13 protein-coding genes and 1 riboswitch are annotated in these 14,098 nt (G+C 46.0%); of the genes, 3 read left to right on the top strand and 10 right to left on the bottom strand.

Annotated elements, in window-relative coordinates; translation table 11 throughout:
• Nucleotides 1-51: 51 nt before the first annotated feature.
• Nucleotides 52-144, bottom strand: a riboswitch (glycine riboswitch).
• Between the two features lie 165 nt (nt 145-309).
• The 5 genes from trxA to HMPREF9380_RS09305 all read right to left on the bottom strand — a co-directional run bounded on the left by trxA (nt 310) and on the right by HMPREF9380_RS09305 (nt 5,447).
• On the bottom strand, nt 310-624 hold the full coding sequence (gene trxA, locus HMPREF9380_RS09285; protein WP_002932020.1) for a thioredoxin: 315 nt from the start codon (nt 622-624) through the stop codon (nt 310-312).
• 85 nt (nt 625-709) lie between these two features.
• Nucleotides 710-2,128 carry a C69 family dipeptidase gene (locus HMPREF9380_RS09290; protein WP_002932019.1) on the bottom strand — a complete coding sequence of 473 codons (1,419 nt, stop codon included), beginning with the start codon at nt 2,126-2,128 and terminating at the stop codon, nt 710-712.
• 78 nt (nt 2,129-2,206) lie between these two features.
• Complete coding sequence (locus HMPREF9380_RS09295) at nt 2,207-4,540, bottom strand: endonuclease MutS2 (RefSeq protein ID WP_002932018.1); 2,334 nt, start codon at nt 4,538-4,540, stop codon at nt 2,207-2,209.
• Between the two features lie 54 nt (nt 4,541-4,594).
• Nucleotides 4,595-5,146, bottom strand: coding sequence for a CvpA family protein (locus tag HMPREF9380_RS09300; RefSeq protein WP_002932017.1), 552 nt, complete (start codon nt 5,144-5,146; stop codon nt 4,595-4,597).
• A gap of 10 nt (nt 5,147-5,156) precedes the next feature.
• Complete coding sequence (locus tag HMPREF9380_RS09305) at nt 5,157-5,447, bottom strand: hypothetical protein (RefSeq protein ID WP_002919703.1); 291 nt, start codon at nt 5,445-5,447, stop codon at nt 5,157-5,159.
• 188 nt (nt 5,448-5,635) lie between these two features.
• Between HMPREF9380_RS09305 and rnhC the strand changes: the two genes are divergently transcribed.
• The 3 genes from rnhC to recD2 are packed head-to-tail and all read left to right on the top strand — an operon-like array spanning nt 5,636 to nt 9,585.
• A complete protein-coding gene (gene rnhC / locus HMPREF9380_RS09310) occupies nt 5,636-6,526 on the top strand; it encodes a ribonuclease HIII (protein ID WP_002932014.1) in 891 nt (296 codons plus the stop codon).
• Nucleotides 6,527-6,529: 3 nt separating this feature from the next.
• On the top strand, nt 6,530-7,159 hold the full coding sequence (gene lepB, locus HMPREF9380_RS09315) for a signal peptidase I (RefSeq protein ID WP_002932010.1): 630 nt from the start codon (nt 6,530-6,532) through the stop codon (nt 7,157-7,159).
• A 59-nt stretch (nt 7,160-7,218) separates the two neighbouring features.
• The gene (recD2, locus tag HMPREF9380_RS09320; protein WP_002932007.1) at nt 7,219-9,585 is read left to right on the top strand and encodes an SF1B family DNA helicase RecD2; all 2,367 of its coding nucleotides are present in this window, start codon (nt 7,219-7,221) and stop codon (nt 9,583-9,585) included.
• Nucleotides 9,586-9,635: 50 nt separating this feature from the next.
• On the opposite strand, the gene HMPREF9380_RS09325 is transcribed toward recD2, so the two are convergent.
• The 5 genes from HMPREF9380_RS09325 to dinB all read right to left on the bottom strand — a co-directional run bounded on the left by HMPREF9380_RS09325 (nt 9,636) and on the right by dinB (nt 13,808).
• The gene (locus HMPREF9380_RS09325) at nt 9,636-10,277 is read right to left on the bottom strand and encodes a TetR/AcrR family transcriptional regulator (RefSeq protein WP_002932006.1); all 642 of its coding nucleotides are present in this window, start codon (nt 10,275-10,277) and stop codon (nt 9,636-9,638) included.
• A gap of 75 nt (nt 10,278-10,352) precedes the next feature.
• Entirely contained in the window at nt 10,353-11,102 is a 750-nt protein-coding gene (locus tag HMPREF9380_RS09330) for a CPBP family intramembrane glutamic endopeptidase (protein ID WP_002932003.1), read from the bottom strand.
• A complete protein-coding gene (locus tag HMPREF9380_RS09335; protein ID WP_002932000.1) occupies nt 11,092-11,886 on the bottom strand; it encodes a CPBP family intramembrane glutamic endopeptidase in 795 nt (264 codons plus the stop codon). Before HMPREF9380_RS09335 ends, HMPREF9380_RS09330 begins: the two co-directional genes overlap by 11 nt.
• A gap of 318 nt (nt 11,887-12,204) precedes the next feature.
• Nucleotides 12,205-12,531: a hypothetical protein gene (locus HMPREF9380_RS09340; protein ID WP_002931997.1), complete on the bottom strand. Its 327-nt coding sequence runs from the start codon at nt 12,529-12,531 to the stop codon at nt 12,205-12,207.
• A gap of 212 nt (nt 12,532-12,743) precedes the next feature.
• Complete coding sequence (dinB, locus tag HMPREF9380_RS09345; RefSeq protein WP_002931994.1) at nt 12,744-13,808, bottom strand: DNA polymerase IV; 1,065 nt, start codon at nt 13,806-13,808, stop codon at nt 12,744-12,746.
• Between the last annotated feature and the right edge of the window lie 290 nt (nt 13,809-14,098).

The raw sequence follows: 14,098 nt of genomic DNA, 5'->3' as shown, positions 1-14,098 counted from the left end.
GAGCACATGCAAAACATGTACTCTGGATGTGCTGGAGTAGGGAAATCCCTGCCTCTTCGCTCTGTCCTTTTACCTGAGAGTTTGAGCGGTTCTAAACCGCCTTGCCCCTTCGGTGCCATTCCTGGTCTCTCCAGAGTTCCGTCCATTTCACAGTCAGAGGCCCCGCCTCTTTCTGAAAAACTTCGTTCGGTGTTGATTATTAATTTTCTATTATTCTAAAAGAACATTCGCCTTTTGTCAATATTTTATGAAAATTTTTAAGGATGTAAACGTTTTTGATACAAAAAAAGAAGCCCAGAGGCTTCTTGCTTAGCTTAATTCGGCGATAATAGCCTTGAGCTGGTCTTTGGTGTGAACACCTGCGACTTGCTTAACGACGTGACCGTCTTTCTTGAACAAAAGGGTCGGAATGGACATAATGCCAAATTCACGGGCAGTATTTGGATTTTCATCCACATCCATTTTAAGGATTTTCACTTCATCTTCATGAACTTCTCCTGCCAACTGCTCTAGAATAGGTGCCTGCATACGGCATGGACCACACCAAGTTGCCCAAAAGTCAATCAGAACCAATCCGTCTTTTGTTTCTTCTGCGAATGTTGCATCTGTAACTGCTGCTACCATAAATCTTCTCCTTTAAATAGCTTACTTTTGTTAACATTTTACACCAAAAACTAGAGAAAGAAAAATATTTGCTACGGCTAAGACCTCAGTCACTCAGTGAGAAATGGTTGGTCATGAGATTGCTGGCATCCAAGAGAACCTTCTCCAAGAGCTGATCCGTCGCTTCTTGCACCTTGTCGCTCATAGCTTGATTTTCAGCTTCAAAGTCCACATCCTCGCCCTTGGCCAGAGATCGGTCTACCCGACTGATCATTTCATGGCCCCAGGCCATGGTCTTTTCCTGATAATCATCCAAGTCTCCGACATGACTGTTAAAATGAGCATCAGCCAGCCCAGCAATGAGTCTATTAGCCCAGTAGAAAGAAGCCGTCGAAACCTTGTCCGTCGTATTGGCAAAGTAGTCTGGCGTTGTCGAGACTTGAGTAAAGAAAGGAACGGCTGTATTGTAAGGCATGGAGCCGTAGGACAGCCACTGGATTCCAGTCGTTTCCTGCGGTTGATTAGGGCGTAGCTGCAAGATGGCTGTCTGACTGGTCCGATTGATCCCGATAGTCCGAAAGGCCCGTCTGCTGTGGTGGTCCCCCTCTGCTCCATAAGGATCATAAGGCGAATCCTGATAGTGACTGCTCAGGACATACTTGACATCTTCGATCGTGATCTTGCGGTATGGCTTGCGGCACCATGGAATGAAGAAACTCCTTGGATCTTGCTCCACTTCTGGATTGAGAAAACGCTGGATATCCCAAGCTCGCGGCGTATTGTAATGGCGGTCCTTATCCTTCTGGCTGCCAAAAGCATAGCGCGGATTGAAGCCCTCGTCCGAGTAATTAAGATTGAGATGGTTTTCCTCGATAAACTTTTGGAGATTTGGATGACAGAGGAAGTGCTCTGGATTGTCAAATTCAAAATAATCGCTGCCCAGCTGATTGGGATTGGTCACATAGGCATCATCCGGCACGCGCCGTGCCATCCAATGGTGGCCGCCAATGGTTTCCAGCCACCAAATCTCATTGACATCCGAAATAGCAATCCCATTGGACTCATAAGTACCGTATTCCTCTAGGATTTTCCCTAAACGAAGAACCCCTTCGCGAGCTGTTTTGATATAGGGAAGAACCAGCGTAAGGATATCCTCCTCGCTAATACCTGACTCGACTAACGGATCCGCTCCCAGCACGCGACTGTTGGTCGTAATCGTTTCCGTTGCGCTAACAGCAACATTGTAGCTGTTAATTCCAGCAGCTCCCCAAATTCCATCTTTGGGAACTGCGTCTGGCACTGCTGTATAGCGGACTGGATTGTCCGGCAAATCCATCTCAAAAGACGTCAAAACTGACTGATAATGGCGGGGATGGTCTTGTGGTTCCACTACGATAAATTTCTTGGGTGTAAAGACCCCGTTTTGTGAATCCTCTGTACGAGCCACAATGGTTGAACCATCGTAACTAGCCTTCTTGCCTACCAAAATGGTCGTGCAGGAATCTGATAAATAATTAAATTTCATGGCTTATCTCTCCAATCTATTATACGCCTACATTATAGCACAAAAAATGGCTTAACCAGCCATTTTTCTTGATCCTTCTTACTTAAAGATCACAATCGTCGCACCGCTGCCGCCGGCATTTTGCGGAGCATAGCCGAAGGACTTGACGTGCTTGTTGCGGCGAAGGTATTTTGTCACCCCTTCACGGATGACCCCGGTCCCAATACCGTGGATAATATCCACCTGGGCCATATTATTGAGGAGGGCCTGATCGATAAAGGCATCAAGCTCTTCCATTGCCTCCTCATAGCGTTTACCGCGCAGATCCAGTCTGGCTTTCGGTCCAGCAGTATTGGCCCGCTTGACCACATTGACCTGCTTGCGCTTAGGTTGCTGCTCTTTTTCAGCCTTGAGAAGATTAAATTCCTGCTCTTCTAGAGTCATCTTGATAAGGCCGACCTGAGCTTCCCAGCGGCCGTCCTTGAGCTGCTTGACCAAGGTTCCCCGCTGACCATAGCTGGTGACTAGGATATCATCTCCCACCTTGGCCGCCCGATTTTTCTTGGCCTGCTTGAGCACCTTATTCTTTGATAAATCAACCGTTTCCGGTGCCAATTTTTTAAGCTGAGCCTTGGCTTCAATAATCTCATGCGGTTTGAGACTGGACTTATCATGGAGATTTTTGAGAATGCTCTCACTCTCTGACAAAGCCAAATCAACGATTTCCTGGGCTTCCAACCGTGCCTTATTGAGCTCGGTTTCCTTTTCTCTGTTAAACTCATTGTAAAGTTTTTTGAGGGCCCGGTTAAATTTGAGATTTTCCTGCTCCACCTCGCGGATATTATCCAAGCGCTTGCGGCTTTCCAGCGTCTGCTCCTCCAAGCGCTCAATGATCCGATTGACATCACTGTCTGTGTTGGTCTGCTCTTGGGCATGGCCAACGATAACTTCCGCCAAGCCCAAACGTCGAGCGATTTCAAAGGCATTGGAGCGACCAGGCACTCCTTGCATAAAGCGATAGGTCGGCCGCAAACTATCTGTATCAAATTCCATGCTGGCATTTTCCACCCAGTCCGTCTCAATCCCATAGGCTTTGAGCTCAGGATAGTGGGTTGTCGCCATGGTTTTAATCTGTCGTAGCCTTAAATCTTCCAAGATGGCAATGGCTAGAGCTGCTCCCTCCTGCGGGTCAGTTCCAGCTCCCAGCTCATCCAGCAGAACCAAACTCTCACTATCAACCTGCTCTAAAATAGAGACAATATTGGTCATATGGCTAGAGAAAGTCGACAGGCTCTGCTCAATGGACTGCTCATCCCCGATGTCTGCAAAAATCTGACTGAAAATCCCAACGCGACTCCCCTTGTCCGCCAAAATCGGCAGGCCTGACTGAGCCATGATCTGAGCCAAGCCCAAGGTCTTCAGCATGATGGTCTTACCACCCGTATTAGGCCCTGTAATGACAATCTCTGTCAAATCAGGCCCGAAATGCAAATCATTAGCCACCGCATTTTCAATCAGGGGATGGCGGACACTGAGTAGTTGGATATCCTGCTCTTCCGAAAGGTCTGGCACCACCGCTCCCGTCTCCTGCATGAAGCGGACCTTGGCGCGCACCAGATCCAGATGTCCGATAATCCAAGCATTGTTGGCAATTTCAGCTACATGGGGACGGAAGAGGTCTGATAATTCCTGCAAAATCCGTTGAATTTCATAACGCTCGTCCGCCCGACTGCTGGCAATTTCTTCGTTGAGATTGACAACTGCTCTAGGCTCGATATAGACGGTATTACCGCTGGCTGAAATATCATGAACCACACCAGAAATGCGGTTGCGGTAGGTATTTTTCACGGGCAGCACATTGCGGCCATTCCGGCTGGCTACTACCTGATCCGCCAGCATCTCTCCCTTGTTTTTGAGAATCTCCTGCAGAATTTCCCGCACTTGGTTTTCATTTTCTTGAATTTTTCGGCGAATGCGGCTCAAACTTTCGCTAGCAAAGCTTTCGATAAAGCCGCCATCATTAACAGCCTGCAGACTTCCTTGCAGCTTAGGGAAAACAACTAGATTCTCAAACAGACGATCCAGCTTTTCCAAGTGCACATTTTCCAAGTCATCATAAAAAGACTTGAGCTCCTGAGTCACTGCCAAAACGCGCTTGAGAGCCAAAAACTCCTCAATATTCAAGTCGCTTTCCAGCTCCAAGCGCTTGGTCAAGGCAGTAATATCCTGAGTCGCAGCCAGACTAAAGTGCGGATGCTGCACAAAAATCTGCTGCATATCCGTCATTTCCAGAAAAGCCGAGGCCACCGTCTCCTTCTTGCTGGTCGGCAAAAGCAGACCCAGCTCCAGCTGCCCCTGCTCGGTCAAAAGATAGGGAGCAAAAAGTTCTTTAATCTTGCTAAATTCTAAGGTTTCTAAAATTTTTGTGTTCATAATTTTCTTTTCTAGTAAAAAAGAACCCAGCTAGCAGGCCAACTGAGTCGTCTTTTATCCGATAACTTGATTCACCCAGAGATCTTTGAGGATATTGGATGTGATAGGGGTATACTTGACAATAAAGCGAATCATAAAGCTGCTGTTAAGCCGCTCCTGAACCATCTCCATTGGCACCGTCGCTAAAATAGTCAGGCACATTCCCAAAACAAAAATAGAGATGCAAACAGCGATGGCTCCGCTAGTCACATTGTACCATTTGGTATCCAGTTTATTGGGATAGGGAATCAGATTCGCAAAAATCCCAAAAAAGCGCCCAAGGATGTAGACAGCTGTAAAAATAATAAGATAAGCCAAACCAGCATAAAAAACCTGGTCCAACTGAAAGAGCTGGGAGCTAGGGAAAAAATAGGTCGAAGAGCCCTGAGTCGCGCTGGCATAAGGCACCCAAAGACTGATAAACTTGGCCAAGCTCTTATAAAAAGATCCAGCTACCAGCATAGAAACCATGGTCGCAGCGGCATAATAGCCCTGCAGAACAATACCACGCGAGTAGCCAATATAAAAACTCCAGGCCAATATTAGTAAAATAATAATAGAAAGCATTATTTCTCCTCTATTTACCCGACTTTTCTCTCAGCTCACTGAGCATTTTGTGACGAAAATCTTCTAGTTCTTTTTCTTTGTCATCAAACTCAATCTCGCGGCTGAGCTGAGTAGATAGGCTATTGACAGCCAGCAAAATCGCTAGGACTTCATCATCTGCCGCAGGCATCTGCTCTTTGATAGCCTTGTATTTTTCCTTTGCTACCCGTTCTACTTCTTCCATAAAGAGATTATCGTGTTCTGTTGTTAGAGTTAAGGTCTTGTTTCCAAATGTAAATTTATATCGATTCAAATTTGCCATAAAATCACCTCATTGTATTATATCAAAAAAGAAGCCCTTTGTCAGTTATTAAAACACTTGGAACGATACCGGGACTTTCTTTATCATCTTTTTTGACATAGCAAGCAGCGGTGCTCTCCTACAAAATTTTTGTAGGATTTTTAATCTTATGACTTTCGACTTTTCCTTTTTATGGTACAATAGGGGGTATGGAAAGTATCACCCTCAGTCCTAAACAACAAGAAATTCAGGCTTTTGTTGAGGAATATCAGAGCCAGCTGGCTCCCAGCAAGAACCCTCATATTCAATATTTCTTTCGGCTGGATCAGGCAACGGTCAGTGTCTTTAGCTCCGGAAAAGTTCTCTTTCAAGGGGCAAAAGCTGTTCACTACGCTGGCTTTTTCGGCCATCAAGCAGGCAAATCCAGTTCTAGTCCTGCTTCTCAGAATTTTGCCCTCATTGGGACCGATGAGGTCGGCAACGGCTCCTACTTTGGAGGTCTAGCCGTCGTAGCTTCTTTCGTCACTCCAGACCAGCATGACTTTCTGAGAAAACTGGGTGTCGGTGATTCTAAAACCTTGAACGATAGTAAGATTCGCCAACTGGCGCCTGTCTTGAAAGAAAAGATTGCCCATCAAGCTCTGCTCCTATCGCCAGAGAAGTACAATGAAGTCATCGCTTCTGGCTACAACGCCGTCTCTGTCAAGGTAGCCTTACATAATCAAGCTATTTACCTACTGCTGCAAAAAAGTCTAAATCCTGAAAAAATCGTCATCGATGCCTTTACCAGCCAGCAAAACTACAATAAATACCTAAAGCAGGAAAAAAATCACTTTCCAAATCCGGTCAGTCTGATTGAAAAGGCTGAAGGAAAGTTTCTAGCTGTTGCGGTCAGCTCTATTATCGCTCGTGACCTCTTTCTGGAAAATCTAGAAAATCTCAGTCAAGAGTTAGGCTATACCCTGCCTAGCGGAGCCGGAAGCAAGAGCGACCAAGTTGCCAGCCAGATTCTTCAAGCCTATGGAATGGCCGGTCTGCAGCATTCTGCTAAACTCCACTTTAAAAATACTGAAAAAGCACAAAAACTTCTAGAAAGGTAACCTATGAAAAAATCAAATCCTGTCCTCTCATTTCTTAAAGAATGGGCCCTCTTTATCATCTTTATCTCTGTCATTATCCTGTCACGGCTCTTTCTCTGGTCTCCTGTAAAGGTAGATGGTCACTCTATGGATCCTACGCTAGCCAATGGGGAATACTTACTTATCCTCAAACATCAGTCTATTGATCGCTTTGATATCGTCGTCGCCACTGAGACAGATGATAACGGAACGAGCAAGGAGATTGTCAAGCGGGTCATTGGTATGCCGGGCGACACTATTCAGTATGAAAATGATACTCTCTATATCAACGGCAAAAAAACAGACGAGCCTTACCTGACGGACTACATCAAGAAATTCAAAGAAGACAAACTCCAATCCACTTATACTGGGGACGATTATGATGACAATGGGGAGTTTTTCAGAAAACTCGCTGCTCAGGCTCAAGCCTTCACTGTTGACAAAGATGGCAGTCCTGTCTTCACCATCAAGCTTCTGGATGATGAATACCTGCTTCTGGGTGACGACCGAATTGTTTCCAAGGACAGCCGACAGGTTGGTGCCTTCAAAGCAGAACAAATCCAGGGCGAAGCTAAGTTCCGCTTCTGGCCTCTGCTGCCCTTTAAGACCTACTAAGTATACCGAACTCAGTTGAACTTCAGCTGGGTTCGTTTTAAAAGAAGAACCTATAAACTATGGAATTTTACTTTTCAGGAACGATTGAACGGATTATTTTTGAAAATCCCAGCAACTTTTTCCGCATCCTGCTCTTAGATATTGAGGATACAGATGCCGAAGATTTTGAAGATTTTGAAATCATTGTCACCGGCTCCATGGCAGATGTCATGGAAGGCGAAGACTACACCTTCTGGGGCAGTCTTGTCCAGCACCCAAAATATGGCCAGCAGCTGAAAATTTCCCGCTATGAGCGTGCCAAACCCAGCAGCAATGGCCTAGTAAAATACTTCTCCAGCGACCATTTCAAGGGCATCGGGGTCAAGACTGCTCAAAAAATCGTCCAACTCTACGGAGAAGATACCGAGGACACCATTGACAAGATTTTAGCAGAGCCGGAAAAGCTAACCCAGATAAACGGCTTAGCAGCTAAGAACCGCGAGGTCTTTGTCGCCAAGCTCAGACTAAACTACGGAACTGAGATGGTACTAGCCAAACTGGCAGCCTACGGCATTCCCAATAAGCTAGCTTTTCAAATCCAGGATACCTACAAGGAAGAAACGCTGGATATTGTCGAAAAATATCCCTATCAGCTGGTAGAAGATATTCAGGGAATCGGCTTTAAAATCGCTGACCATCTGGCAGAAGAACTGGGTATCCAAAGTGATGCCCCAGAGCGGTTTCGGGCTGGCCTTGTCCACACCTTGCTGACCCAGTCCATGGAGCGGGGAGATACCTATGTTGAAGCTCGTGATTTACTTGAGCATACCATCGAGCTCTTAGAAAGCTCACGTCAAGTGGAGCTGAACCCTAGTCTAGTCGCTGATGAGCTGGCCCATCTGATTGAGGAAGATAAGGTCCAAAATGTAGAGACCAAGATTTTTGAAAACAGCCTATTTTTTGCTGAAGAAGGAATAAAAAGTAATCTGGTCCGTCTGTTGGAAAAAGGAGAGCAAGACTGCTTTGACGCAGATAACATTACTGCGGCTATCCAGCAAGTGGAGGAGAACTCCGGCATCTCCTATGACAGTATCCAAAAAGAAGCCATCCGTCAGGCTATCAATCAGAAGGTCTTTATCCTAACCGGCGGACCGGGTACTGGAAAAACTACCGTTATCAACTGCATCATCGCAGTCTACGCCCAGCTTCGCGGCTTGGATCTTCGAAAGGTCAATGATTTGCCTATTCTGCTTGCAGCTCCGACCGGACGTGCTGCTCGTCGCATGAACGAATTGACCGGTCTTCCTAGTGCCACTATCCACCGCCACTTGGGGATGACTGGCGATGATGATACCAGTCATTTGGATGATTATCTGGATGCTGATTTTATCATTGTGGATGAATTTTCCATGGTGGATACTTGGTTGGCTAATCAACTCCTCAGCAATATCCCCTCTCAGACCAAACTCTTGATTGTCGGAGATGCCGACCAGCTGCCCTCTGTCAGTCCGGGTCAGGTTCTGGCAGATTTGCTGCAGATACCGACTATTCCACAGACCAAGCTGGAAACCATCTATCGGCAGAGCGAGGAGTCTACAATCGTCACACTGGCCAGCCAGATTCAGAAAGGCATTTTGCCAGCAGACTTTACAGACAAAAAAGCGGACCGCTCTTATTTTGAAGCTCGAAATGAGCATATCCCGCCTATGATTGAGAAAATCGCTAGCGCAGCCATTCGCAGCGGTATCCCAGCTCAAGATGTTCAGGTATTAGCACCTATGTATCGGGGGCCAGCCGGTATCGACCAGATTAACAATCTTATGCAAAATCTCATCAATCCTGTAGAGAAAGATGAATTGACCTTTGAAGCTCCCGACTGTCAGTATCGCCAAGGAGATAGGGTTATCCACTTGGTCAATGATGCCGAAAGCAATGTCTTTAACGGTGACTTAGGCTATATCAGCGATCTGCTGCCTGCTAAGTACACCGACTCCAAGCAGGACGAGCTGACCATCAACTTTGACGGCAATGAAATCATCTACCCGCGCAGCGAATGGTACAAGATTCGCCTAGCCTACGCCATGAGCATCCACAAGTCTCAGGGCAGTGAATTTCCGGTGGTTATCTTGCCCATCACTAAGAGCAGTCACCGGATGCTGCAGCGCAACCTCATCTACACCGCTATCACCCGCGCCAAGAGCAAGCTGATCCTGCTTGGGGAAAAAGCTGCCTTTAACTATGCCGTCAAAAACACCGGCACCGCCCGCAAAACTTATCTCATCGAGCGCTTTGGAGACCTCCCGCAAGCCGAAAGCAATATCCACAATCCTGTGGATAAAATGAAAACACCTGTGGAAAACTATGTCCTGACTGAGGAAAATTTCCTGAAAATCGACCCCCTAATCGGCCTGACCGAGGAAGATATCCACAGTATATTCAGCACATAAATAAAAAGGCCTAGACAGAACCAATTTTTTAGTTCTGTCCCAGCCTTTTTTTATGCCTTATTTCTCTGGCTAAAGAGCTGCATGAGCTCATCATCAAAGATATCCATGCCGATCGAGGTCATCATAAACTGCAGAAAATGGAAGCGTTCTGGCAGTTTTTCAGGATCGCTTTCAAAAACGGTCCCATGCATCCAAAAATTCACCAGCAGCAGAAAAACTTCTGCAGCCTGGTCCGGATACTCGGTCTGAAGGGAGCCATCTGCCATGCCTTTTTTGATAATGTCACTGACCACAGAGGCGCCTATCCGCAGATTGTCCCGCATCATGGTCAAAATAAAGCCCGCGTCCTTCTCATACTCACCCAAAATGATGCCATCTATGGCCCGGGCTGTCTGACTTTCCAGATTGGACTTGAGGATGGTTTGCAGCTGCTCTCTGCCAGTCAGATTTTCCGTAGCCTTGAGCCACTGCTTCATCTCTTCTTCCATCAGCTCCTGCCGGCTACTCATCACCGCCAGGACAATCTCATCTTTTGACTTGAAATGATGATAGATAGCCCCCTTGGAGATGCCCGCCGTCTGAGCAATATCCTGCATACTGGTCTTTTCGGACCCCTTTTGGATAAAGAGCTGGGTTGCTGTATTTAAAATTTTTTCTCTCATGGCCTGGGATTTGTCTTTTCGCTGCGCCATTCTGTTCCCCTTTGTTTCTAGTATAGCTTTATTCTACCAAAAAAGCCGGAGAAATACAAAATCATAAAAATATCTTTAAGCCTTGTCTTGCTGATCCCTTTGATACCAAAGATAGATACTGTAAGCCGCCATCAAGATATAGCCTAGGAAAAAGAGCGGATTTTCCGTCCCCTTCCCCAGGAAAATGCCTTCACCAATGGTATTGATGGCCCCGTGGAAAAGAACACAGTAAAGGATGGACTGACTGACCTTGTAAAGAGCCGCCAGCCAGAAACGGGCGAGCAGGCAGGCGGCAGTAAAGACTAGAAAAGAAGTCCCTGCCTGACTGCTGCCGGGGGTAAAGAAGAGGGGCAGATGCCAGACAGCCCAGATTAACCCAGTTGTTACAGTTACCAAAGGGAAGGGCAGGATCTTCTCCAGACTTGGCTGCAGGAAGCCCTGCCAGCCAATCTCTTCATTGCCGCCTGTCAGAAAAGTCGTCATGAGAAAAAGCAGAGCAATCCTGAGGGGGCTAAAACCAGGCAGGAGCGGGCTCCAAAAGACTATGGAAAGGGTATAAAGAATTGTCAAAATCAAGAGATGAACCCAAGTCCTTTTTCGGACCGATCCGATAGAAGCCAAGAGCTCCTTGAACGATTTTCCTAAGACCAGTTTAGCTCCAATGGCTGGGCCAAAAACACCAGCGATGGTTAGGACCTGGGAAATAATAGGAATCCTCAGGAAAGCCGAACCCAGCCAGGCAGACCAGCTGATACCAAAAGTCCAAAGCAGAAACATTAGAATTTGCTTGACAGATGAGGAATCTTTATAGTTTCTAGCTTGCATCTTTCTCAGCTCCTTTCCGATTGCCCTTCCAATACCACCAGCCGACCAGCAGGGCGGTCATGACCAGATTAGCAGCCTGGAAGCTGAGATACCTTCCGCCATTTGTAGCACTGCCGACAATCGTCGCCTGAGCAAAGTTAATGCAGCCGTGAAAGACCATGCAGGCAAAGACAGAGGCCGTCTGCTTGTAGAGAACCGCCTGACAGAAACAGAGCAAGATACCAAAGGAGAGATAGAAGGGCAAAGAAATCTGACTTTGACTCGTTCCCGGAATCAGCCAGAGGGGCAGATGCCAGGCCACCCAGACCAGAGCCGTGATGACAGTTGCCAGAGGGAAGGAGAATTTTTTCTCCAGAGCCGGCTGCAGGAGGCCCCGCCAGCCCAGCTCTTCATTCCCGCCCCCAGCAAAGGTGACAAAGGTCCAGCCCAGAGGAAACATCAGAATGGCATTGAGCGGCGGTAATACAGGATTGGCGATAAAAAGGGTCAAAACCCGAACCAGACAGAAGACCAGCATGTAAATCCACCAGCCCTTAGCATGAGAAAAGATAAAGTCCAGCATCTTCTTAGGATGAGAAATTTTGAGGCTGATAAAAGTTCCCAAGGTCGGTCCGAAGCCCCCGATGAAATTGAGAGCAAAGCCCAAAGGATCAGCCCCGCTGGTCAGCTTCAGGGCGGTTAAAATATACTGAAGCAGCCAGGATCCCCAGGTAATGCCAAAAGTCCAGGCCAGAAAGGGCAGGATATGCCTTGTCTCTGGCTCTACATGTGTTTGTGTGTTCATACGATAACTCCTTATCAAATGTAGAATAGTGAAAAGTCATCCGAAAACTGGTCAAAAGCATCCTTTACTTTCAGTCTTTCAGATGATTGCCTGTTTTGAAACGCAGATTTTTAAAATCCGACCATTCGGTTTGTTTTGTTATAAAAAATAAAGACCTGCGCCAAATAGAAAACATAGTCTTTTAGTCCTTGCCTAAAATAAAAAGCAAAGATAGACTAAATAATCCTAAAAGCTATATCAGCACCGTTTAGCTACTGCCTGCTGCTTTTAGTTTCTAAGTTGTCCTGACTCTGATGCTTAAGACAGGCCATTTCTCTGCTACTTGTTCCTTTCTTGATTTTGCAATCGCCGAATTTGCCAGAGATTGGAGGCAAGGCTCAGACCCCCTACTGCCATAATACCCAGTCCTCGCCAAGGGCTAAAGACAGAAGTCAGCAAGCCACCAGTAAGGACAGCATATCCAGCTTTGACTCCCCACTTAGAATAGCGTATGAGATTCTCACCCTGTGTTATCTTTTCTAGCCACACCTTACGTTTTTCTGCCTGCTGCTGCAAAAACTCTTTCTGACCTTCCCGCTGCCGATCCAGCTCCTGATTGAACTTGAGGATGTGCTCGCTTGTTTTTTCTACTACAGATTTCTTCATTTCTGCTCCTTTCTTTTTAAAAACCGACCAGGCGGTTTTTTATTTTATGAACTCAGTATAACAGACACAGAAAACTTTGTCCAGTATTTTTTCAAAAAAGATTATTTTTAGTCAATGAAAATTATCAGACAACTTAGAAACTCGTCACAAGCAACTCTCTCATACTAAAAACTATATCTAAAAAAGCCCGGTAATGAACCAAGCCTTTATCTTTATTCAAACCCCGTCACTGTCAGTCCTAGCAGACGAATACCTCGTGGTTGCTCTTCCAAGCTATCGTATATCTCATGCGCCGTTCGCTCGATTTGCTCCTTGTTTTGAGTGGCTAGATTCAAACTTTTCCTTTTAGTCAAGGTAGAGAAATCTGCATAGCGGATTTTCAGAACGATGGTTCGTCCTTTCTTATCATGCTTAGTCAGGCTATTTTCTACCTTCTGTGCCAGCAGGGTCAGCTCTTTCTTGATGTCCTCCTCACTATAGAGCAGTTTGGCATAGGTCCGCTCTTTCCCGATCGACTTACGAATACGATTGGATTTGACTGGACTATTGCTGATGCCACGCGCTTTACGATAGAGATCAAAACCAAAGCGACCAAACTTATCAATCAAGGTCATTTCTGATACCTTGAGCAGATCTGCACCGGTATAAATACCCATGCCATGTAGTTTTTCAACGCTCTTCTTACCAACTCCATGAAACTTGGCAATATCCATAGGCGCCAGAAAGGCCTCTGCTTCCTCAGGCAGAATAACAGTCAGACCATGAGGCTTCTCATAGTCACTGGCAATCTTGGCCAGAAACTTATTATAAGAAACGCCTGCCGAAGCTGTCAGTTGCAGCTCATTCCAGATATCGTGCTGAATCAGCTTGGCTATTTTGACTGCAGATTTAATCTCTAGCTTGTTTTCCGTTACATCCAGATAAGCCTCGTCGATGCTCATTGGCTCAATCAAGTCCGTATAGCGTTTGAAAATCTCTCGGATCTGCAAGCCAACCGCCTGATATTTTTCGTAATTTCCCGAGATAAAAATGCCCTGAGGACAACGCTCATAGGCTTCCTTGGAGCTCATAGCCGAATGAACTCCGAACTTTCTGGCCTCATAATTGCAGGTAGAGACGACACCACGACCGCCAGTCAAGCGTGGGTCGCTGCCGATGATGACCGGATGCCCCTTTAGCTTAGGATTATCCCGCTCTTCCACCGAAGCGAAAAAAGCGTCCATATCAATGTGGATAATCTTCCGAGATGTATCGTTAATCAGTGGAAAAATCAGCATGTCCTCCTCCTTTCTCCTGCCATCAATCTCAGCTTACAGGCTTTCACAAAGTCAGCCCTTTTTGCTCAAATAAATCTGAAACAGTTTTTCGTTCTTGTAAAAAGTATTTTAAACGTAAGATTCTTCGTCAGCAATTTTTGTATGACATTTTAATTACTTTTATTATAACTTTTTTACCCATTTTTCCAAAATATTTGAAAAGAGTTATGTTTTTCAAATCTATAGTACACATCCGCGACTTTTTACTTTCTGTATTATAAAAGAAAGTCTTTCTTTCTGCCGAAAATGGT

This window comes from Streptococcus sanguinis SK49 (genome assembly GCF_000212815.1).
GTDB lineage: Bacteria > Bacillota > Bacilli > Lactobacillales > Streptococcaceae > Streptococcus > Streptococcus sanguinis_C.
Note: the sequence above shows the minus strand (reverse complement) of the source record. Positions and strands in the feature narration are given on the sequence as shown.

Bases quoted from the DNA above. Each gene is read 5' to 3' on its own strand.
- trxA (WP_002932020.1), bottom strand. From the start codon at position 624: ATGGTAGCAGCAGTTACAGATGCAACATTCGCAGAAGAAACAAAAGAC.
- HMPREF9380_RS09290 (WP_002932019.1), bottom strand. From the start codon at position 2,128: ATGAAATTTAATTATTTATCAGATTCCTGCACGACCATTTTGGTAGGC.
- HMPREF9380_RS09295 (WP_002932018.1), bottom strand. From the start codon at position 4,540: ATGAACACAAAAATTTTAGAAACCTTAGAATTTAGCAAGATTAAAGAA.
- HMPREF9380_RS09300 (WP_002932017.1), bottom strand. From the start codon at position 5,146: ATGCTTTCTATTATTATTTTACTAATATTGGCCTGGAGTTTTTATATT.
- HMPREF9380_RS09305 (WP_002919703.1), bottom strand. From the start codon at position 5,447: ATGGCAAATTTGAATCGATATAAATTTACATTTGGAAACAAGACCTTA.
- rnhC (WP_002932014.1), top strand. From the start codon at position 5,636: ATGGAAAGTATCACCCTCAGTCCTAAACAACAAGAAATTCAGGCTTTT.
- lepB (WP_002932010.1), top strand. From the start codon at position 6,530: ATGAAAAAATCAAATCCTGTCCTCTCATTTCTTAAAGAATGGGCCCTC.
- recD2 (WP_002932007.1), top strand. From the start codon at position 7,219: ATGGAATTTTACTTTTCAGGAACGATTGAACGGATTATTTTTGAAAAT.
- HMPREF9380_RS09325 (WP_002932006.1), bottom strand. From the start codon at position 10,277: ATGGCGCAGCGAAAAGACAAATCCCAGGCCATGAGAGAAAAAATTTTA.
- HMPREF9380_RS09330 (WP_002932003.1), bottom strand. From the start codon at position 11,102: ATGCAAGCTAGAAACTATAAAGATTCCTCATCTGTCAAGCAAATTCTA.
- HMPREF9380_RS09335 (WP_002932000.1), bottom strand. From the start codon at position 11,886: ATGAACACACAAACACATGTAGAGCCAGAGACAAGGCATATCCTGCCC.
- HMPREF9380_RS09340 (WP_002931997.1), bottom strand. From the start codon at position 12,531: ATGAAGAAATCTGTAGTAGAAAAAACAAGCGAGCACATCCTCAAGTTC.
- dinB (WP_002931994.1), bottom strand. From the start codon at position 13,808: ATGCTGATTTTTCCACTGATTAACGATACATCTCGGAAGATTATCCAC.